This window comes from Acidithiobacillus sp., from assembly GCF_027322205.1.
GTDB lineage: Bacteria > Pseudomonadota > Gammaproteobacteria > Acidithiobacillales > Acidithiobacillaceae > Acidithiobacillus.
The window spans coordinates 1-12770 of record NZ_DAHVHY010000007.1; the positions used below are offsets into that span (position 1 = coordinate 1).

The window sequence follows — 12770 nt, forward strand, 5'->3', positions numbered from 1 at the left end:
AGTACCATCGGCCCGCCTCTCTATCACTTCCAAAGCTGCCAGCAATCGAGTTTCTTCACCGGGGAGCAGTCGTCGTTCACGGCCCGGGGCGTTCCTCGGGCGCCTGACCATACTTAACGGATTCACCGGAATACCGACGCCCCACTCCTTCCTCGCCACCTCAAAAACATGATGAAGCAAACTCAACTCACGATTTATAGTGTCCGGTTTTACTGTTTTGAGGCGCTCATCCCGATAACGAACCATTACCATGCCAGAAATGGCCGCCACTTTCAGGGCCGCGATGGGGTGCCGCCGCATAGCCAGCAAACGGTTACGCTCCGAAGCCTCGCCTTTCTTGGTAGGGGTGATTTTGACCAGATACTGGTCTATCAGGTCGGCCAAGCTGACCCGTTCAGCCTCGGAGCGATCCTGGTAGACACCCCTGACCAGCTCGGACTCAATGATCGAAGCCCACGCTTGGGCTTCGATTTTGGTGGGGAATGTCTTGGACGTTTCCTGCCCGTCTCGCCGTACTCGTGCCAGCCAGCGCTTACCACGTTTGCAAAATGTTGCCATATCGGTCTCCAGTACAGGGGACCATGTATAGCAACTGCTGTTGCAAGCATTGGCACAGAAATGGCACAACACGTATGGCGAACTCAAGCCACACGCGTAACCATTTGTTTTAATTGGTGGGCGGTAGTGGTTTCGAACCACTGACCCCTGCCGTGTGAAGGCAGTGCTCTACCACTGAGCTAACCGCCCAAAATGAGCAACCTCATCTGGAGAGGGCATAAAATATCAAGCATAGGCTTCAAGGTCAATCATTTTTCGACCTTCTCACACCCGGTTTTTCACGTTACACTGCCCGCCGTTGTCACCCCACAGGTACCTTAGATGTCCCATCAGCGACAGTCACTCTATCCATGATGTTCCTGAGACACCTGCCGACGGTTCAAGAACCTCGGCTGTACATGGCCTTGGAGCGCACCTATCTAGGTTATTTCAAACTCCTCTTCGTCGCCATCGGCACCGGCCTGGTTTCCGCGCGCCTGGCTGTGCTATTTAAGGCACTGCATTACGCTACGTTGGCGCATTTCTTTACCGAACTTTTCAACTGGCTGACCTGGCCCGCCATCGCCCTAATTTTTGTGATAGGATTTCGCTTTATGTCAGACTTGAAGCACATCGAAAAAGGACCCCCCGTGGCTGCAAAAGAAATCATTGATCCGCGCATTTACATGGCCGCCGAACGCACTTTCCTAGCTTGGGTGCGAACGGGTATTGGCCTGATTGCCTTTGGTTTTGTCATTGAGAAGTTCGACTTCTTTCTGGAGCAGCTATCCATCATGCTGCACACCAAGCTGGTCATGGGAGCAGGCTTTTCCGGGATGGGTATCATCTTTATTCTCCTCGGTATCACCAATCTGGTGATCGGTGGTATCAACTTCATTCGCACGGTCAAAAAAGTGGACGAAGGTTGTTATCATGTCCACAAATTTCTCTACGGTCTCTATGGTGCCATTCTGCTGAGCATCACACTCGTTCTGGCAGTTATGATCATCCATGTGTCGCCCTGATGCCTATGTCATAAGGTATCCGTCTACGGGCGCCAGGCATACTCCGAGGCAGCGCATACAATCCTGAATCGTCCCGGCAGTACCGCCGATGTGCTGATCTGGTACTGCCAGCGGGACGAACACTCCGAAAATGGCATCAAGGAGCTCAAAATCGGCTTCGACATGGAACGGATACCTTGTGGTCAGGAAAGCGCCAATGACGCCTTCTTCCGGATCGGGGCCATCGCCCAAACCTGTTTGTCCTGTTCAAGCTTCAAGCACTCCACCCTTGGCGAAGGCTGGCAGCGGCATCGCATCGTGTACTACACATTCAGCCCTTGCAGGTGCAACGCTCGCAACGATCATTATGTTGGCGCGCTGACTCGCGAGGGAGGCATCCGGCAAATTGGTGCAGCCCCGGCATAAAGTCAGAGTGCATGCCGTAGATTCCAGCGACGAGGTATAGCAACAGGTTTTCAGAAGCTCTCCTGCACACCGGTTGGGTGTGTTCTCCGACCCCGCGTCGCAGATGGCCCTTTCTCCTTTTACCGTCGGTGGCCCTTTGTCCTATCGCTGTCCACTTTCACCATGAGCCGATGCAGCGAACAGGTACTCCATAAAGGCCTTGACGATTGGAGAAAGCTGCTTTCCAGCCGGATAGACTGCATACCACTTGCGCTCCAGCGGAAAACCACGCACGTCGAGTATCGCCAGTTTTCCGCTGGCGAGTTCCGCACGTATCGTACTGGCAGAGATCACGGCAATGCCTAAACCGCCGGCCACGGACTGTTTGACGGCCTCATTACTACCAAACTCCATACGCGTTTTGAGAGCGACGCCATGTTGCTCGAAAAACTTTTCTGCGGCCAGGCGCGTTCCCGAACCGGGCTCGCGCAAAATAAATGGCACGTCCCGCAGACGGGATGGCTCGATATCCTTTTCCTGCATCAGGGGATGGTCCGATCGGGCCACCACCACCAAGGGATTGTCAGCAAAAGTTTCCGCAATAACATTCATGTGTTCCGGCGGCTGACCCAGGATGTAAAGATCGTCCTGATTATGCACGAGCCGCTCCAGCAAGGCTTCCCGATTACCAATAAACAGGGCGGTATCGACACCAGGATGCTCCGTGCAGAACCCCCCCAACAGACGTGGGATAAAATATTTCGCCGTGGAGAGCGTGGCCACCTTCAAACTGCCCTTCTCCAGCCCCTGGAGGGCGGCCAACTCCTGGGTGAAATATTCCAGTCGGTCCAGAACATCCTGGCAAGCCGACGTCAGCGCTTCCCCGGCCGCTGTCAGATAGATTTTCTTACCAATCTGATCGAAGAGAGGCTGACCCAAGGCCTCGGCGAGTTGCCTGACCTGAATAGACAGAGCGGGTGGCGTCAAATGCAATTCTTCAGCGGCACGGGCGAAGCTCATATGCCGAGCTACGGCGGCGAAGATCCTGAGTTGGTGCAAGGTTGCGTGACGAATGGACATACCAATAGTAAACCATAGTAAATTATAATAGTAAATATATTTAACTTTTATGAATTAACAGATCGTCCACAATGCCACTCAAGCATTGGAACCTAACCAGTGGTTCCAATCATCGTTGCCTACCATGACACAAGGAGAGCAAGCATGGCCGTAAAAAAGTATGAGGCCGGTGTAAAGGACTACCGGCAGACCTATTGGGCCCCCGAGTACGTGCCTTTGGATTCCGATATCCTAGCTTGTTTCAAGATTACGCCGCAACCAGGCGTGGATCGAGAAGAAGCCGCCGCCGCAGTAGCCGCCGAGTCTTCTACCGGCACCTGGACCACGGTGTGGACCGATTTGCTGACTGACATGGATTACTATAAGGGCCGCGCCTATCGCATTGAAGATGTGCCAGGCGATGACACCTGCTTTTACGCTTTTGTTGCCTATCCCATAGATTTGTTTGAAGAGGGGTCTGTGGTTAACGTCTTCACCTCTTTGGTGGGTAACGTGTTCGGCTTCAAGGCCGTGCGTGCGCTGCGCCTGGAGGATGTGCGATTTCCGCTCGCCTACGTCAAGACTTGCAACGGACCGCCCCACGGCATCCAGGTCGAGCGCGACAAAATGAACAAATATGGCCGACCGATGCTCGGCTGTACCATCAAGCCCAAGCTCGGCCTGTCCGCCAAGAATTATGGTCGTGCGGTCTACGAGTGTCTGCGCGGTGGTCTGGATTTCACCAAGGACGATGAGAACGTCAACTCGCAGCCCTTCATGCGCTGGCGCGATCGGTTTCTGTTCGTGGCCGACGCGATCCACACAGCCGAAGCTGAAACTGGCGAGCGCAAAGGACATTATTTAAATGTTACAGCGCCGTCGCCCGAGGAAATGTATGAGCGTGCCGAGTTCGCCAAGGAACTCAATATGCCCATCATCATGCACGACTTCCTCACCGGCGGTTTCTGTGCCAATACCGGCCTGGCGCGTTGGTGCCGGAAGAACGGCATCTTGCTGCACATTCATCGTGCCATGCATGCGGTGGTGGACCGTAATCCGCATCACGGCATCCACTTCCGTGTGTTGGCCAAGGCGCTCCGTTTGTCGGGTGGTGATCACCTGCATACCGGCACAGTGGTTGGCAAGCTGGAAGGTGACCGCGGCGCCACTCAGGGCTGGGTCGACCTGCTGCGCGAGTCATTCGTCCCCGAGGACCGCAGTCGCGGCATCTTCTTTGACCAGGACTGGGGTTCCATGCCAGGCGTGTTCGCCGTGGCTTCTGGTGGCATCCACGTCTGGCACATGCCAGCGCTGTTAGCGATCTTCGGCGACGATGCGGTATTCCAGTTTGGTGGCGGTACGCTGGGGCATCCATGGGGCAACGCTGCCGGAGCAGCTGCCAATCGCGTTGCGCTGGAGGCCTGTGTAGAAGCGCGCAATGAAGGGCGTGATCTGGAGCGCGAGGGCAAGGACGTCCTCACCAACGCCGCAAAAGACAGCCCGGAGTTGAAGATTGCTCTGGAAACCTGGAAAGAGATCAAGTTCGAGTTCGACACCGTAGACAAGCTGGACGTAGTGAACCGCTGATTCCGGGACCGTAATCGCAAAGGCACAAACGAAAACCCGCGCGGCGTGTGGCTTGACGGCTCGCTCCGCGCGCCAAAGAAAGGGATAGAAAATGGCTGACATTCAAGACTACAACTCCACACCCAAGTACGAAACCTTCTCCTATTTGCCGGCAATGGGACCGGAAAAGATGCGCCGTCAGATCGCCTATCTCGTAAGTCAGGGCTGGAATCCCGGCATCGAGCATGTGGAGCCTGAACGCGCCTCGAAATACTACTGGTACATGTGGAAGCTGCCCATGTTCGGCGAGCAGTCGGTGGACACCGTTATTGCCGAACTGGAGGCGTGCCATCGCGCCCATCCCGACCACCATGTGCGTCTGATCGGGTATGACAACTACTCGCAGAGCCAGGGCAGCTCCTTTGTGGTGTTTCGCGGGCGATAAGCAAGATGGGTGCGGGCTATCCGGCAGTTAGCCTGCGCAGGGGTTTGATGGATACGGAAGGATCAAGGCATGAGCGACTCTATGGCAAACAATATGGCATCTCCGCGCTCGACACGTGCCGCTGCGTTGGAGCGGCGGCGGGCGCTGTCACACAACGGTGCCGCCGCGCTGGGGGCAAAACCGTCCGCACCAGTGCGGACAGCGAGCAATATGGCCGCCATGGAGGCGACAGGGGCTACCGGCAAGTCGCTTTCCCGTGCGCGCCGTGAGGCATTGTCGCAGGGTGGCGCCATAGGGCTTGCGCAGGCCAACTCTACGGCGCATACGGGGATTCGTGTAATTGCCTCGGATATACCGACTGTCACCGTCGCGCCTGTAGAAGCGGCGGCGGCGGCTGCCGCGCAAAGCTTAACCGCCCCGAATGGTTGTGGCTGCAAAAAAGGTAAGGACGCAACGGAAATCGCCGAGCGGGAGCAGTTGCTTGAGGCGGCATGCGCGCTGGTAGACGAAGACCCGGCATCAGTGGCCGGGCCGAGCGCCTCTGCGGTGCGCAAGCTCTGCCAGGAGCGCCGCCGCGCGCTTTCCAGTCAAGGAAAGATGGCGGCGGAGCCGTCTCGGACTCATGTTTCGCGTACATCGCACAATAATAGGCCGTCCTGCGCCGTAGCAGGATTGAGTGGGCGCGACGCGGCCCAGGCGCGCCGTGAGGTGCTGTGTCAGCAAGGGCGCGGCGACCACCCCGCGTGTCGGCCCAGCGGCCGGACCCGTCAGAAGCCTGCAGCACCTGCCAAAGTGGAGCAAGGGACTACCCTGAGTGGCACATCCGTGACCGGCACCCAGGTGGAGCGTAGCGCCAGGGTCACAGGCGCCGAACCGGGCAGTTGCCGGGCCATCACCGGCACTGAATATATCGGCACCGAGCAATACGGCGCATTGTGCACCGCCATCCCAGAGCCGGCTCCGGCTAAGGTTGGCGTAGGCCGGACCACCAGAGGCCAGCGTGTGAGTGGCGTCGAGCTTGGACACAGCGTGAAGGTCACCGGAGATGAACATGGCACCTGTAAGGCCGTGACCGGCACCGAATATCTCAGCGCCGACAAATTTGAATCCTTTTGCGCAACCCGGCCAGTGCTGACGCCGGCCAAGGTCAGCGTAGCCGCCACCGAGGCTGGTCAGCGCGTGAGTGGAACCGAAGTCGGGCGCAGCGCCAGAGTGACCGGGGATGAGCCCGGATCCTGCCGCAAGCTTACCGGCAGCCAATATTACCAGCCGGAGTCGTTCGGCAGCCTGTGTCGCGACGGCGGCAGCGCTCCACACAAGGTGAGCGTGATGAGTACGCTGCGCGAGCATGCTTTGACGGGTACGGAGACCGCCACGGGAAACCGCGTGACGGGTACGGAACGTGGAGTGTGCGCCAGTGTGACGGGCACAGAATCTGCCGGACTGGCGCAGTATCAGGCCTGCAACCGCAAGCCCGTTTCTGTACCGGAAAAAGTCGGCGTGATGCGCACCTGGCACGAGCAGCCGGTATCCGGCACGTCGGTGGAACGCAGTTCCAAGGTGACCGGCGATGAATATGGCGGTTGCCAGCCGGTCACGGGCACGGAATATGCCGGTCCCGATCAGTACGCGGCATTTTGCACAGCGGACCATCAGGCCACGGCACGGGCTCTGATGGCGAGCCAAAGTGGCGTCGCCGATGCGATGATGACCGGTATCCGGCTGGGACCGGACAGCAAGGTGACCGGTTCCGCTCGTGGTGAAGGGCAGGTTTTGAGTGGCGCCCCTTATGCGAGTACTGATCAGCGGGCACTGCAGAAGAGTGGAGATGGGACGCGGATGCATCCACTCACCCGTGGCCCGGTCGATGCACCGCATACGGCAGTCGCTGCCCCGGAGGTGGCAGCAGTCCGCGGAAATTTTAGCGTCACGACCCCCGCGCGCAGCGCGCAGGAGAGACCGCTCAGCCGCGTTACCGGTACCGCCTATGGCGCGGTGGGACGCATTACCGGTCCGGTGAATCTGGCGGCTGGTCTGGTCTCCGGTACGCCCGAGTTCCGTTATCGGGAAGAGGCCCATGGTGCTGCACCGGTGGAAGCGCCGCGCAGCCGCCTCACCGGGGATGGACGTGAAGGGGGTTTTGCCATCACGGGGGCGGCATGGAGGCGCAATGAAAGCATTACCGGCACCGAAGGCACCTCTACGCGCCGCAACCCAACCTTGCGTGGAGATCAACGCGGTACGGTGCTTGGGGCTTCCCAGATGAAAGACCGCGAGCGGCCGGCGTTGCCCATCAGCCGAGTGACTGGCAGCAGCGGCAACGATGCCAAAGGCTCTTCTATTACCTATTCCGGCGGCGCACGAGGTTGATGTGATACCGACGGCGACTGTACGCCCACCCACGCAACACGGACCAGAGATTGCGATGAACACGAGAAACCGTCCCGGGCGGCATCTGAGCCCTCAGCCAGGAGCAAACCGACCCCCTTATGGTCTGGGTACGCCAGCCAGTGCGTTACAAGCACGGCCGCCGTCGCGGGCATTCGCATCACACGAACTGCTGCACAGTCCGATGCGTGCAGCTAACCCGGCTTGCGCTATGGACCAGGGACGACCTTGTCGGCACCCGCTCAGCAATGAGTCGGAGAACCGCCGCCTGCTGGCCCACGAGCAGGCGATAAAGGGGCACTTCGCGGCCATCATTCCGGCGTTGAAGCGGCTTGCCGCCCAGCAGCATGAGGCCGATTTTCCTGAGCGCGCACAGCGCGTTGCCGACGCGGATCTGGGCTTCACGTTGCCCGCCAGCATTCTGGAGGATGCCTGGATAGCCAAGCTGGATATGCGCGCGCTGTATGGAGCGTGCGTCATGCACACCATTCGCCTCATGGCAGAGCAAACGCAGGTCGCGCCGCCGCTGCAGAACTCGGACGAGATGAGCTCCTTCTTGCTCGACTGTGGCTACCACGCGGTGGATATCACGCCGTGCTCGGACGGGCGTCTGAAGGGGCTGATACGCTACATACTGCGTCTGCCCGATGACGCGGTGCGCAGCCGCAAGGCTTACGCCGGTGCCATGTTCGACGTGGAAGCCAACGTCAAACGCTGGATCGAGACCGAACTGATGCGCTATCGCGAAGGCCGTCCGGTGCCTGCCGACGCGGGTACGCGGTACTTGAAAATAGTGGTGTACCACTGGAGTAGTTCCGATCCCACCCACGAGGGTTGTGCGGCGCATCACAGCAACGAAAGGGATGCAGCAGAAGCCGGCCTGGGGCGATTGCGTGAATTCCGTCAGGCCATCGAAAACAGCTTCTGCTGCGGGGCCTCGGTAGACACCTTGCTGATTGGGGTCGATACGGATACCGATGGCATCAAGGTGCATGTGCCCGATGCCGATGGCGAAATGAGTTTGTATCGTTGGGTCAGCAACCTGACCTTATATAAGGAAACACTCAACGATGACGCCAGCACTGCACGCCTCAAGGTGTATCAGGCGATTCAAGCCGCTAGTGCTACGGACGGCTGGGGCATGGGCAACGGCGAACCACACGAGGGTATGCGTCGGCTCATCGCCACGCTACTGATCAACAACCTGTCGCAGATTGAGTATGTATGCGGCAACTGGGAGGGACGCTACCCGGACATTGGTCACAACGAACGCTTCATCAGCGTGGGGGATGGATTCGAAGAATTTCAGGTACGGAACCTGGCGTATTTCGTTTACTTGCACACGGTGGAGGAAGGGGGGCCGGATCTCGATGTGGGCATTCAGATTTTTAGCCGGATCAATGTGCTACACGGATTACCCGTGCCGGTGGCGATTCATTTCCGCTATGACCGGCGCGTGCCCGGCAGTCGCGAACGCACGGTAGAACACTGCCAGAGGGTCAGGGCCGCGATCGAGGCGCGCTATGCAGAGTTGCATCGGCAGGGTTTGCTGGTATGCGGCATGACCGTGCAGGACAAGCCCTCGGGCAGCCCGATCGAAGCGCTCGAGGCGGATGGCGCCTCGGTATTGCGGAACGCGCGATGAAGATTTGTCAGGTGGAAAAAACCCTGGTTTCGACCAACCGGATCAAGGAAATGGGGCACCGCCCACTGCTGGTGGTCAAGGAAAAAGGCGGTGCAAGAAGCATCGCCGTGGATGCGGTGGGGTGTGTCGCTGGCGACTGGGTGATTTGCGTGGGTTCGTCCGCAGCGCGCGAAGCGGCGGGCAGTAAAGACTTTCCGAGCGATCTTACCATCGTCGGCATCATCGACCATTGGTCGGAAGATTAAGGGGGCCGATATGGACATCATGCGCGTCGTCTCTGATCTCGTGGCCACCCGACGTATACCGGGCCTGCAGAATGCATCGCTTCGGGTGCTCACCGATGCGAAGGGCCGGCTCAGCGTGGCCGCTGACCCGGTCGGTGCGCCACCAGGCAAATGGGTGATTGCCGTGAGCGGTTCGGCCGCCCGTTACGCTGCGGGGGATTATCGGATACTGACTGACCTGACCATCGCCGGGATCATCGATCACTGGGATCCCAGCGGTAGCCAGACAGGGAACTAACCATTTTTTTAACCGAAAAGGAGTAGTTGAAGTGGCAAACGTCAGCGGAGTGGCACTGGGTATGATCGAGACGCGCGGCCTGGTGCCGGCGATTGAGGCGGCGGACGCGATGACCAAGGCGGCGGAAGTGCGCCTGGTGGGTCGCCAGTTCGTAGGCGGTGGTTATGTCACCGTGCTGGTGCGCGGTGAGACCGGCGCGGTGAATGCGGCGGTGCGGGCCGGGGCGGATGCGTGTGAGCGTGTCGGCGACGGTCTGGTGGCCGCCCACATCATCGCCCGCGTACACAGTGAAGTGGAGAATATTCTGCCCAGCAGCCCGGTGGAATGAACAGTATTACTTGAGTCAACCGAACCGGAACTATGGAGCGATGAACATGACAAACGTCAGCGGAGTGGCACTGGGTATGATCGAGACACGCGGCCTGGTGCCGGCGATTGAGGCGGCGGACGCGATGACCAAGGCGGCGGAAGTGCGCCTGGTGGGTCGCCAGTTCGTAGGCGGTGGTTATGTCACCGTGCTGGTGCGCGGTGAGACCGGCGCGGTAAATGCGGCAGTGCGGGCCGGGGCGGATGCGTGTGAGCGTGTCGGCGACGGTCTGGTGGCCGCCCATATCATCGCCCGCGTGCACTCAGAGGTAGAAAACATACTACCGAAGACGCCCGATGCCAGTGACAGCGGGCTGGATGGCGTGGTCAGCCAGTCACTCAGCTAGCGCCGGCGTGGCCATGGCGAACGATCCGCGAATGACGGGCTACCTGATGCGCGCGCTCAGTGCCGAGATGGCCGCCGTGCAACAGTATCTCACCCAGGCCAGCCTGACCGCGATGTGGCAGTTGAAGGAATACAGTAGCCGTTTCCGCCGTGATGCGGAAGAAGAGCTCGGACATGCACAGCAGTTGATTGAGCGCATGTTGATATTGGGTATTGCTTCCAATGGCACGCAACTGCCGCCCATTCGTCCGGGTCGATCCCTGGAGGAGATGCTACTGATCGATCGCGGGCTGGAGATCGACGTGATCCGCCTGTACGAAGAAGCGGCCAACTACTGCGCCCGGGTGCGTGCAGCAGAGACGCAAACTTTATTCGCCGACCTGCTGCAAGAGGAACTGGGTCACTTGCGTGATCTGGATGGCATGTTGACCGGGATGCATCAAGGAGAGACGTCATGAATGCTGGAACTCATCCAAGTGCGGCAGCATCAGGGCCACAGGAACGTTTGTCCACGTTGAACTGGCGATTTGAGTTTGGAAGCTACGCTGCGACGCGGCATTTTCTGGATCAAATGGCCGATCTGTCCAAACGCGAGGATTACTATCCAAATGTGAGCTTCGGAAAAACCTACGTCAACATCAGTATCGATGCCGAAGGTCAGGCTGCGCTGGCCGAGCGCAACTCCAGCTTCATGGGCGAGATGGAAGCGCTGGCCACGGCGGACAGGGCCTAAAGCGGCGGACCGCCAGCAGCGGCAGCAGGGGCAAACATGGCGGACAGGGTCATCGCGGTAATCAACCAAAAGGGCGGTACCGGCAAAACCACGTTGGCATTGAATCTTGCGGCGGGTCTGGCACAACGCGCTGCCACCCACCTGGTGGATGCCGATCCTCAGGGTTCGATCAGTCAGTGGGTCGCCATGGCCGCGACCCACACGGGCCTGCCGCCAGTGGCACAGCCTGGCGATGATCCCTTCGCCACCATTGCGCAACTGGCATGTACCCACCGCTACGTGGTGGTGGACTGCCCGCCAGCTATTCAGGGTGACCTGGTCGCTGCGGTGATGCGCTCGGTTCAGGTGATATTGATTCCGGTGTTGCCCTCCCCGATTGATCTGTGGGCCAGTGTGGGGATGGCGGCAGCGCTGGGCGAGGCCCGGCGCTTGAATCCAGGCCTGCGTGCAGGCTTGGTGTTGAATCAACTGGAAACGCGTAATGCCCTGTCCCGCGCCATGCGCGAGGCCCTGGCGGAGTTCGATATACCGATATTGCAGGCCGGCATGCAGCGGCGTGCGGCTTATCGTAGCGCCGCGGTCGAGGGGACAAGCGTCTACGGACTGGGCAAACGCGCCCAAGCAGCCGTGGCGGATATGGAAGCGATCATTGAGGAGGTCTTATGCCTGTGAAGAAGTTGGGATCCAAACTGGCGCAAGGGGTACGCCAGGTTCAAGCGCAGCAAGTCGATACCCCGTCGCCGACGACAGAGGCGTGCGTGTCTGTGGCGCCGGATGACCAAGCGAAAGGCAGCAGTACGGCCCATCCGGACGAGAAGCCGCCGCTATCACCGCGCGCATCGGGGGACGAACGGTCCTCCACACGGCGCTCAGAGGGGCACAAGCACCTGCACCCGCGGCGGGTGTGGCCCGATTAAATGCCTTATTTTTGGCTTCAGGAGTGAAGAATGTCACCCGAAATTGATCCATATCTCGTTCAAGATATGCCTTACTACCGTGCGGTAGCCGACGAAGTGGAACTATACGAAGCCGCCTATTCGGTACGCATGCCCATGATGCTGAAAGGACCTACCGGTTGCGGGAAAACACGCTTTGTTGAATACATGGCGTGGAAGCTGGGCAAGCCGCTGATTACCGTGGCGTGTAACGAGGATATGACGGCATCCGATCTGGTCGGCCGTTTTCTGCTCGACGCTTCCGGCACCCGCTGGCAGGACGGCCCACTGGCCATTGCCGCGCGATTTGGGGCCATCTGCTATCTCGACGAAGTGGTAGAAGCTCGTCAGGACACGACTGTAGTGATCCACCCACTTACCGACGCGCGACGTGTGCTGCCGCTGGAAAAGAAGGGCGAACTGGTACAGGCCCATCCCGATTTCCAAATGGTAATTTCCTACAACCCGGGCTACCAGAGCTTAATGAAAGACTTGAAGCAGTCGACGAAGCAGCGTTTCGGTGCACTGGATTTCAGCTATCCCGCCCACGCTATTGAAGCCGAGATCGTTGCCCACGAAACCAGTGTCGGTGTTGAAATCGCCGGCAAACTGGTGTCCATCGCCGAACGTGCGCGCAATCTCAAGGGGCATGGCCTCGACGAGGGGATCTCCACACGTATGCTGATTTACGCGGGCAGCCTTATTACCCGGGGTGTGGAGCCATTGGCGGCATGCCGTATGACGCTGGTTCGACCGATCACCGATGACCCTGATATGCGTGATGCACTCGACGCTGCGGTGAGTACATTCTTCTGATAT

General features: G+C 59.1%; 16 protein-coding genes and 1 tRNA gene. 14 read left to right on the forward strand and 3 right to left on the reverse strand.

Translation table 11 applies throughout. From position 1 onward, the window contains the following. Both M7F93_RS02195 and M7F93_RS02200 read right to left on the reverse strand, forming a co-directional pair. Positions 1-558: site-specific integrase (locus M7F93_RS02195; protein WP_463670951.1), on the reverse strand; the 558-nt coding region annotated here is incomplete at its 3' end. A 114-nt stretch (positions 559-672) separates the two neighbouring features. After that, positions 673-747, reverse strand: a tRNA-Val gene (locus M7F93_RS02200). Between the two features lie 209 nt (positions 748-956). Here M7F93_RS02200 and M7F93_RS02205 point away from each other — a divergent pair. Together M7F93_RS02205 and M7F93_RS12020 are read left to right on the forward strand one after the other, a co-directional pair. Further along, on the forward strand, positions 957-1562 hold the full coding sequence (locus tag M7F93_RS02205; RefSeq protein WP_298168368.1) for a YidH family protein: 606 nt from the start codon (positions 957-959) through the stop codon (positions 1560-1562). A 90-nt stretch (positions 1563-1652) separates the two neighbouring features. Continuing rightward, the gene (locus tag M7F93_RS12020; RefSeq protein WP_463670952.1) at positions 1653-1967 is read left to right on the forward strand and encodes a hypothetical protein; all 315 of its coding nucleotides are present in this window, start codon (positions 1653-1655) and stop codon (positions 1965-1967) included. Between the two features lie 141 nt (positions 1968-2108). Here M7F93_RS12020 and M7F93_RS02215 read toward each other — a convergent pair whose 3' ends face one another. Then, positions 2109-3026 (reverse strand): LysR family transcriptional regulator, encoded by a 918-nt coding sequence (locus M7F93_RS02215; RefSeq protein WP_298168371.1) that lies wholly within the window; start codon positions 3024-3026, stop codon positions 2109-2111. A 144-nt stretch (positions 3027-3170) separates the two neighbouring features. Here M7F93_RS02215 and M7F93_RS02220 point away from each other — a divergent pair, with 144 nt between their 5' ends. From M7F93_RS02220 to M7F93_RS02275, 12 genes are all read left to right on the forward strand, one after another. Beyond that, positions 3171-4592, forward strand: coding sequence for a form I ribulose bisphosphate carboxylase large subunit (locus M7F93_RS02220; RefSeq protein ID WP_298168374.1), 1422 nt, complete (start codon positions 3171-3173; stop codon positions 4590-4592). Positions 4593-4683: 91 nt separating this feature from the next. Further along, a complete protein-coding gene (locus M7F93_RS02225) occupies positions 4684-5016 on the forward strand; it encodes a ribulose bisphosphate carboxylase small subunit (protein ID WP_298168377.1) in 333 nt (110 codons plus the stop codon). Positions 5017-5085: 69 nt separating this feature from the next. Beyond that, on the forward strand, positions 5086-7386 hold the full coding sequence (locus tag M7F93_RS02230) for a CsoS2 family carboxysome shell protein (protein ID WP_298168379.1): 2301 nt from the start codon (positions 5086-5088) through the stop codon (positions 7384-7386). Between the two features lie 229 nt (positions 7387-7615). After that, the gene (locus tag M7F93_RS02235) at positions 7616-9049 is read left to right on the forward strand and encodes a carboxysome shell carbonic anhydrase (protein WP_298168382.1); all 1434 of its coding nucleotides are present in this window, start codon (positions 7616-7618) and stop codon (positions 9047-9049) included. Then, positions 9046-9294 carry a carboxysome peptide A gene (locus M7F93_RS02240; RefSeq protein ID WP_298168385.1) on the forward strand — a complete coding sequence of 83 codons (249 nt, stop codon included), beginning with the start codon at positions 9046-9048 and terminating at the stop codon, positions 9292-9294. Before M7F93_RS02235 ends, M7F93_RS02240 begins: the two co-directional genes overlap by 4 nt. Before the next feature lie 10 nt (positions 9295-9304). Further along, on the forward strand, positions 9305-9571 hold the full coding sequence (locus M7F93_RS02245; protein WP_298168388.1) for a carboxysome peptide B: 267 nt from the start codon (positions 9305-9307) through the stop codon (positions 9569-9571). Between the two features lie 31 nt (positions 9572-9602). Then, the gene (locus M7F93_RS02250) at positions 9603-9899 is read left to right on the forward strand and encodes a BMC domain-containing protein (protein WP_012536699.1); all 297 of its coding nucleotides are present in this window, start codon (positions 9603-9605) and stop codon (positions 9897-9899) included. A gap of 46 nt (positions 9900-9945) precedes the next feature. After that, positions 9946-10284, forward strand: coding sequence for a BMC domain-containing protein (locus M7F93_RS02255; RefSeq protein ID WP_298168401.1), 339 nt, complete (start codon positions 9946-9948; stop codon positions 10282-10284). 13 nt (positions 10285-10297) lie between these two features. Then, the gene (locus M7F93_RS02260) at positions 10298-10741 is read left to right on the forward strand and encodes a ferritin-like domain-containing protein (protein ID WP_298168404.1); all 444 of its coding nucleotides are present in this window, start codon (positions 10298-10300) and stop codon (positions 10739-10741) included. After that, positions 10738-11016 (forward strand): hypothetical protein, encoded by a 279-nt coding sequence (locus M7F93_RS02265; protein WP_298168407.1) that lies wholly within the window; start codon positions 10738-10740, stop codon positions 11014-11016. Before M7F93_RS02260 ends, M7F93_RS02265 begins: the two co-directional genes overlap by 4 nt. A gap of 36 nt (positions 11017-11052) precedes the next feature. Then, the gene (parA, locus tag M7F93_RS02270) at positions 11053-11688 is read left to right on the forward strand and encodes a ParA family partition ATPase (protein WP_298168410.1); all 636 of its coding nucleotides are present in this window, start codon (positions 11053-11055) and stop codon (positions 11686-11688) included. Between the two features lie 275 nt (positions 11689-11963). Beyond that, positions 11964-12767 carry a CbbQ/NirQ/NorQ/GpvN family protein gene (locus M7F93_RS02275; protein ID WP_298168413.1) on the forward strand — a complete coding sequence of 268 codons (804 nt, stop codon included), beginning with the start codon at positions 11964-11966 and terminating at the stop codon, positions 12765-12767. Positions 12768-12770: the final 3 nt, after the last annotated feature.

Bases quoted from the DNA above. Each gene is read 5' to 3' on its own strand.
- M7F93_RS02205 (WP_298168368.1), top strand. From the start codon at position 957: ATGGCCTTGGAGCGCACCTATCTAGGTTATTTCAAACTCCTCTTCGTC.
- M7F93_RS02215 (WP_298168371.1), bottom strand. From the start codon at position 3,026: ATGTCCATTCGTCACGCAACCTTGCACCAACTCAGGATCTTCGCCGCC.
- M7F93_RS02220 (WP_298168374.1), top strand. From the start codon at position 3,171: ATGGCCGTAAAAAAGTATGAGGCCGGTGTAAAGGACTACCGGCAGACC.
- M7F93_RS02225 (WP_298168377.1), top strand. From the start codon at position 4,684: ATGGCTGACATTCAAGACTACAACTCCACACCCAAGTACGAAACCTTC.
- M7F93_RS02230 (WP_298168379.1), top strand. From the start codon at position 5,086: ATGAGCGACTCTATGGCAAACAATATGGCATCTCCGCGCTCGACACGT.
- M7F93_RS02235 (WP_298168382.1), top strand. From the start codon at position 7,616: ATGGACCAGGGACGACCTTGTCGGCACCCGCTCAGCAATGAGTCGGAG.
- M7F93_RS02240 (WP_298168385.1), top strand. From the start codon at position 9,046: ATGAAGATTTGTCAGGTGGAAAAAACCCTGGTTTCGACCAACCGGATC.
- M7F93_RS02245 (WP_298168388.1), top strand. From the start codon at position 9,305: ATGGACATCATGCGCGTCGTCTCTGATCTCGTGGCCACCCGACGTATA.
- M7F93_RS02255 (WP_298168401.1), top strand. From the start codon at position 9,946: ATGACAAACGTCAGCGGAGTGGCACTGGGTATGATCGAGACACGCGGC.
- M7F93_RS02260 (WP_298168404.1), top strand. From the start codon at position 10,298: ATGGCGAACGATCCGCGAATGACGGGCTACCTGATGCGCGCGCTCAGT.
- M7F93_RS02265 (WP_298168407.1), top strand. From the start codon at position 10,738: ATGAATGCTGGAACTCATCCAAGTGCGGCAGCATCAGGGCCACAGGAA.
- parA (WP_298168410.1), top strand. From the start codon at position 11,053: ATGGCGGACAGGGTCATCGCGGTAATCAACCAAAAGGGCGGTACCGGC.
- M7F93_RS02275 (WP_298168413.1), top strand. From the start codon at position 11,964: ATGTCACCCGAAATTGATCCATATCTCGTTCAAGATATGCCTTACTAC.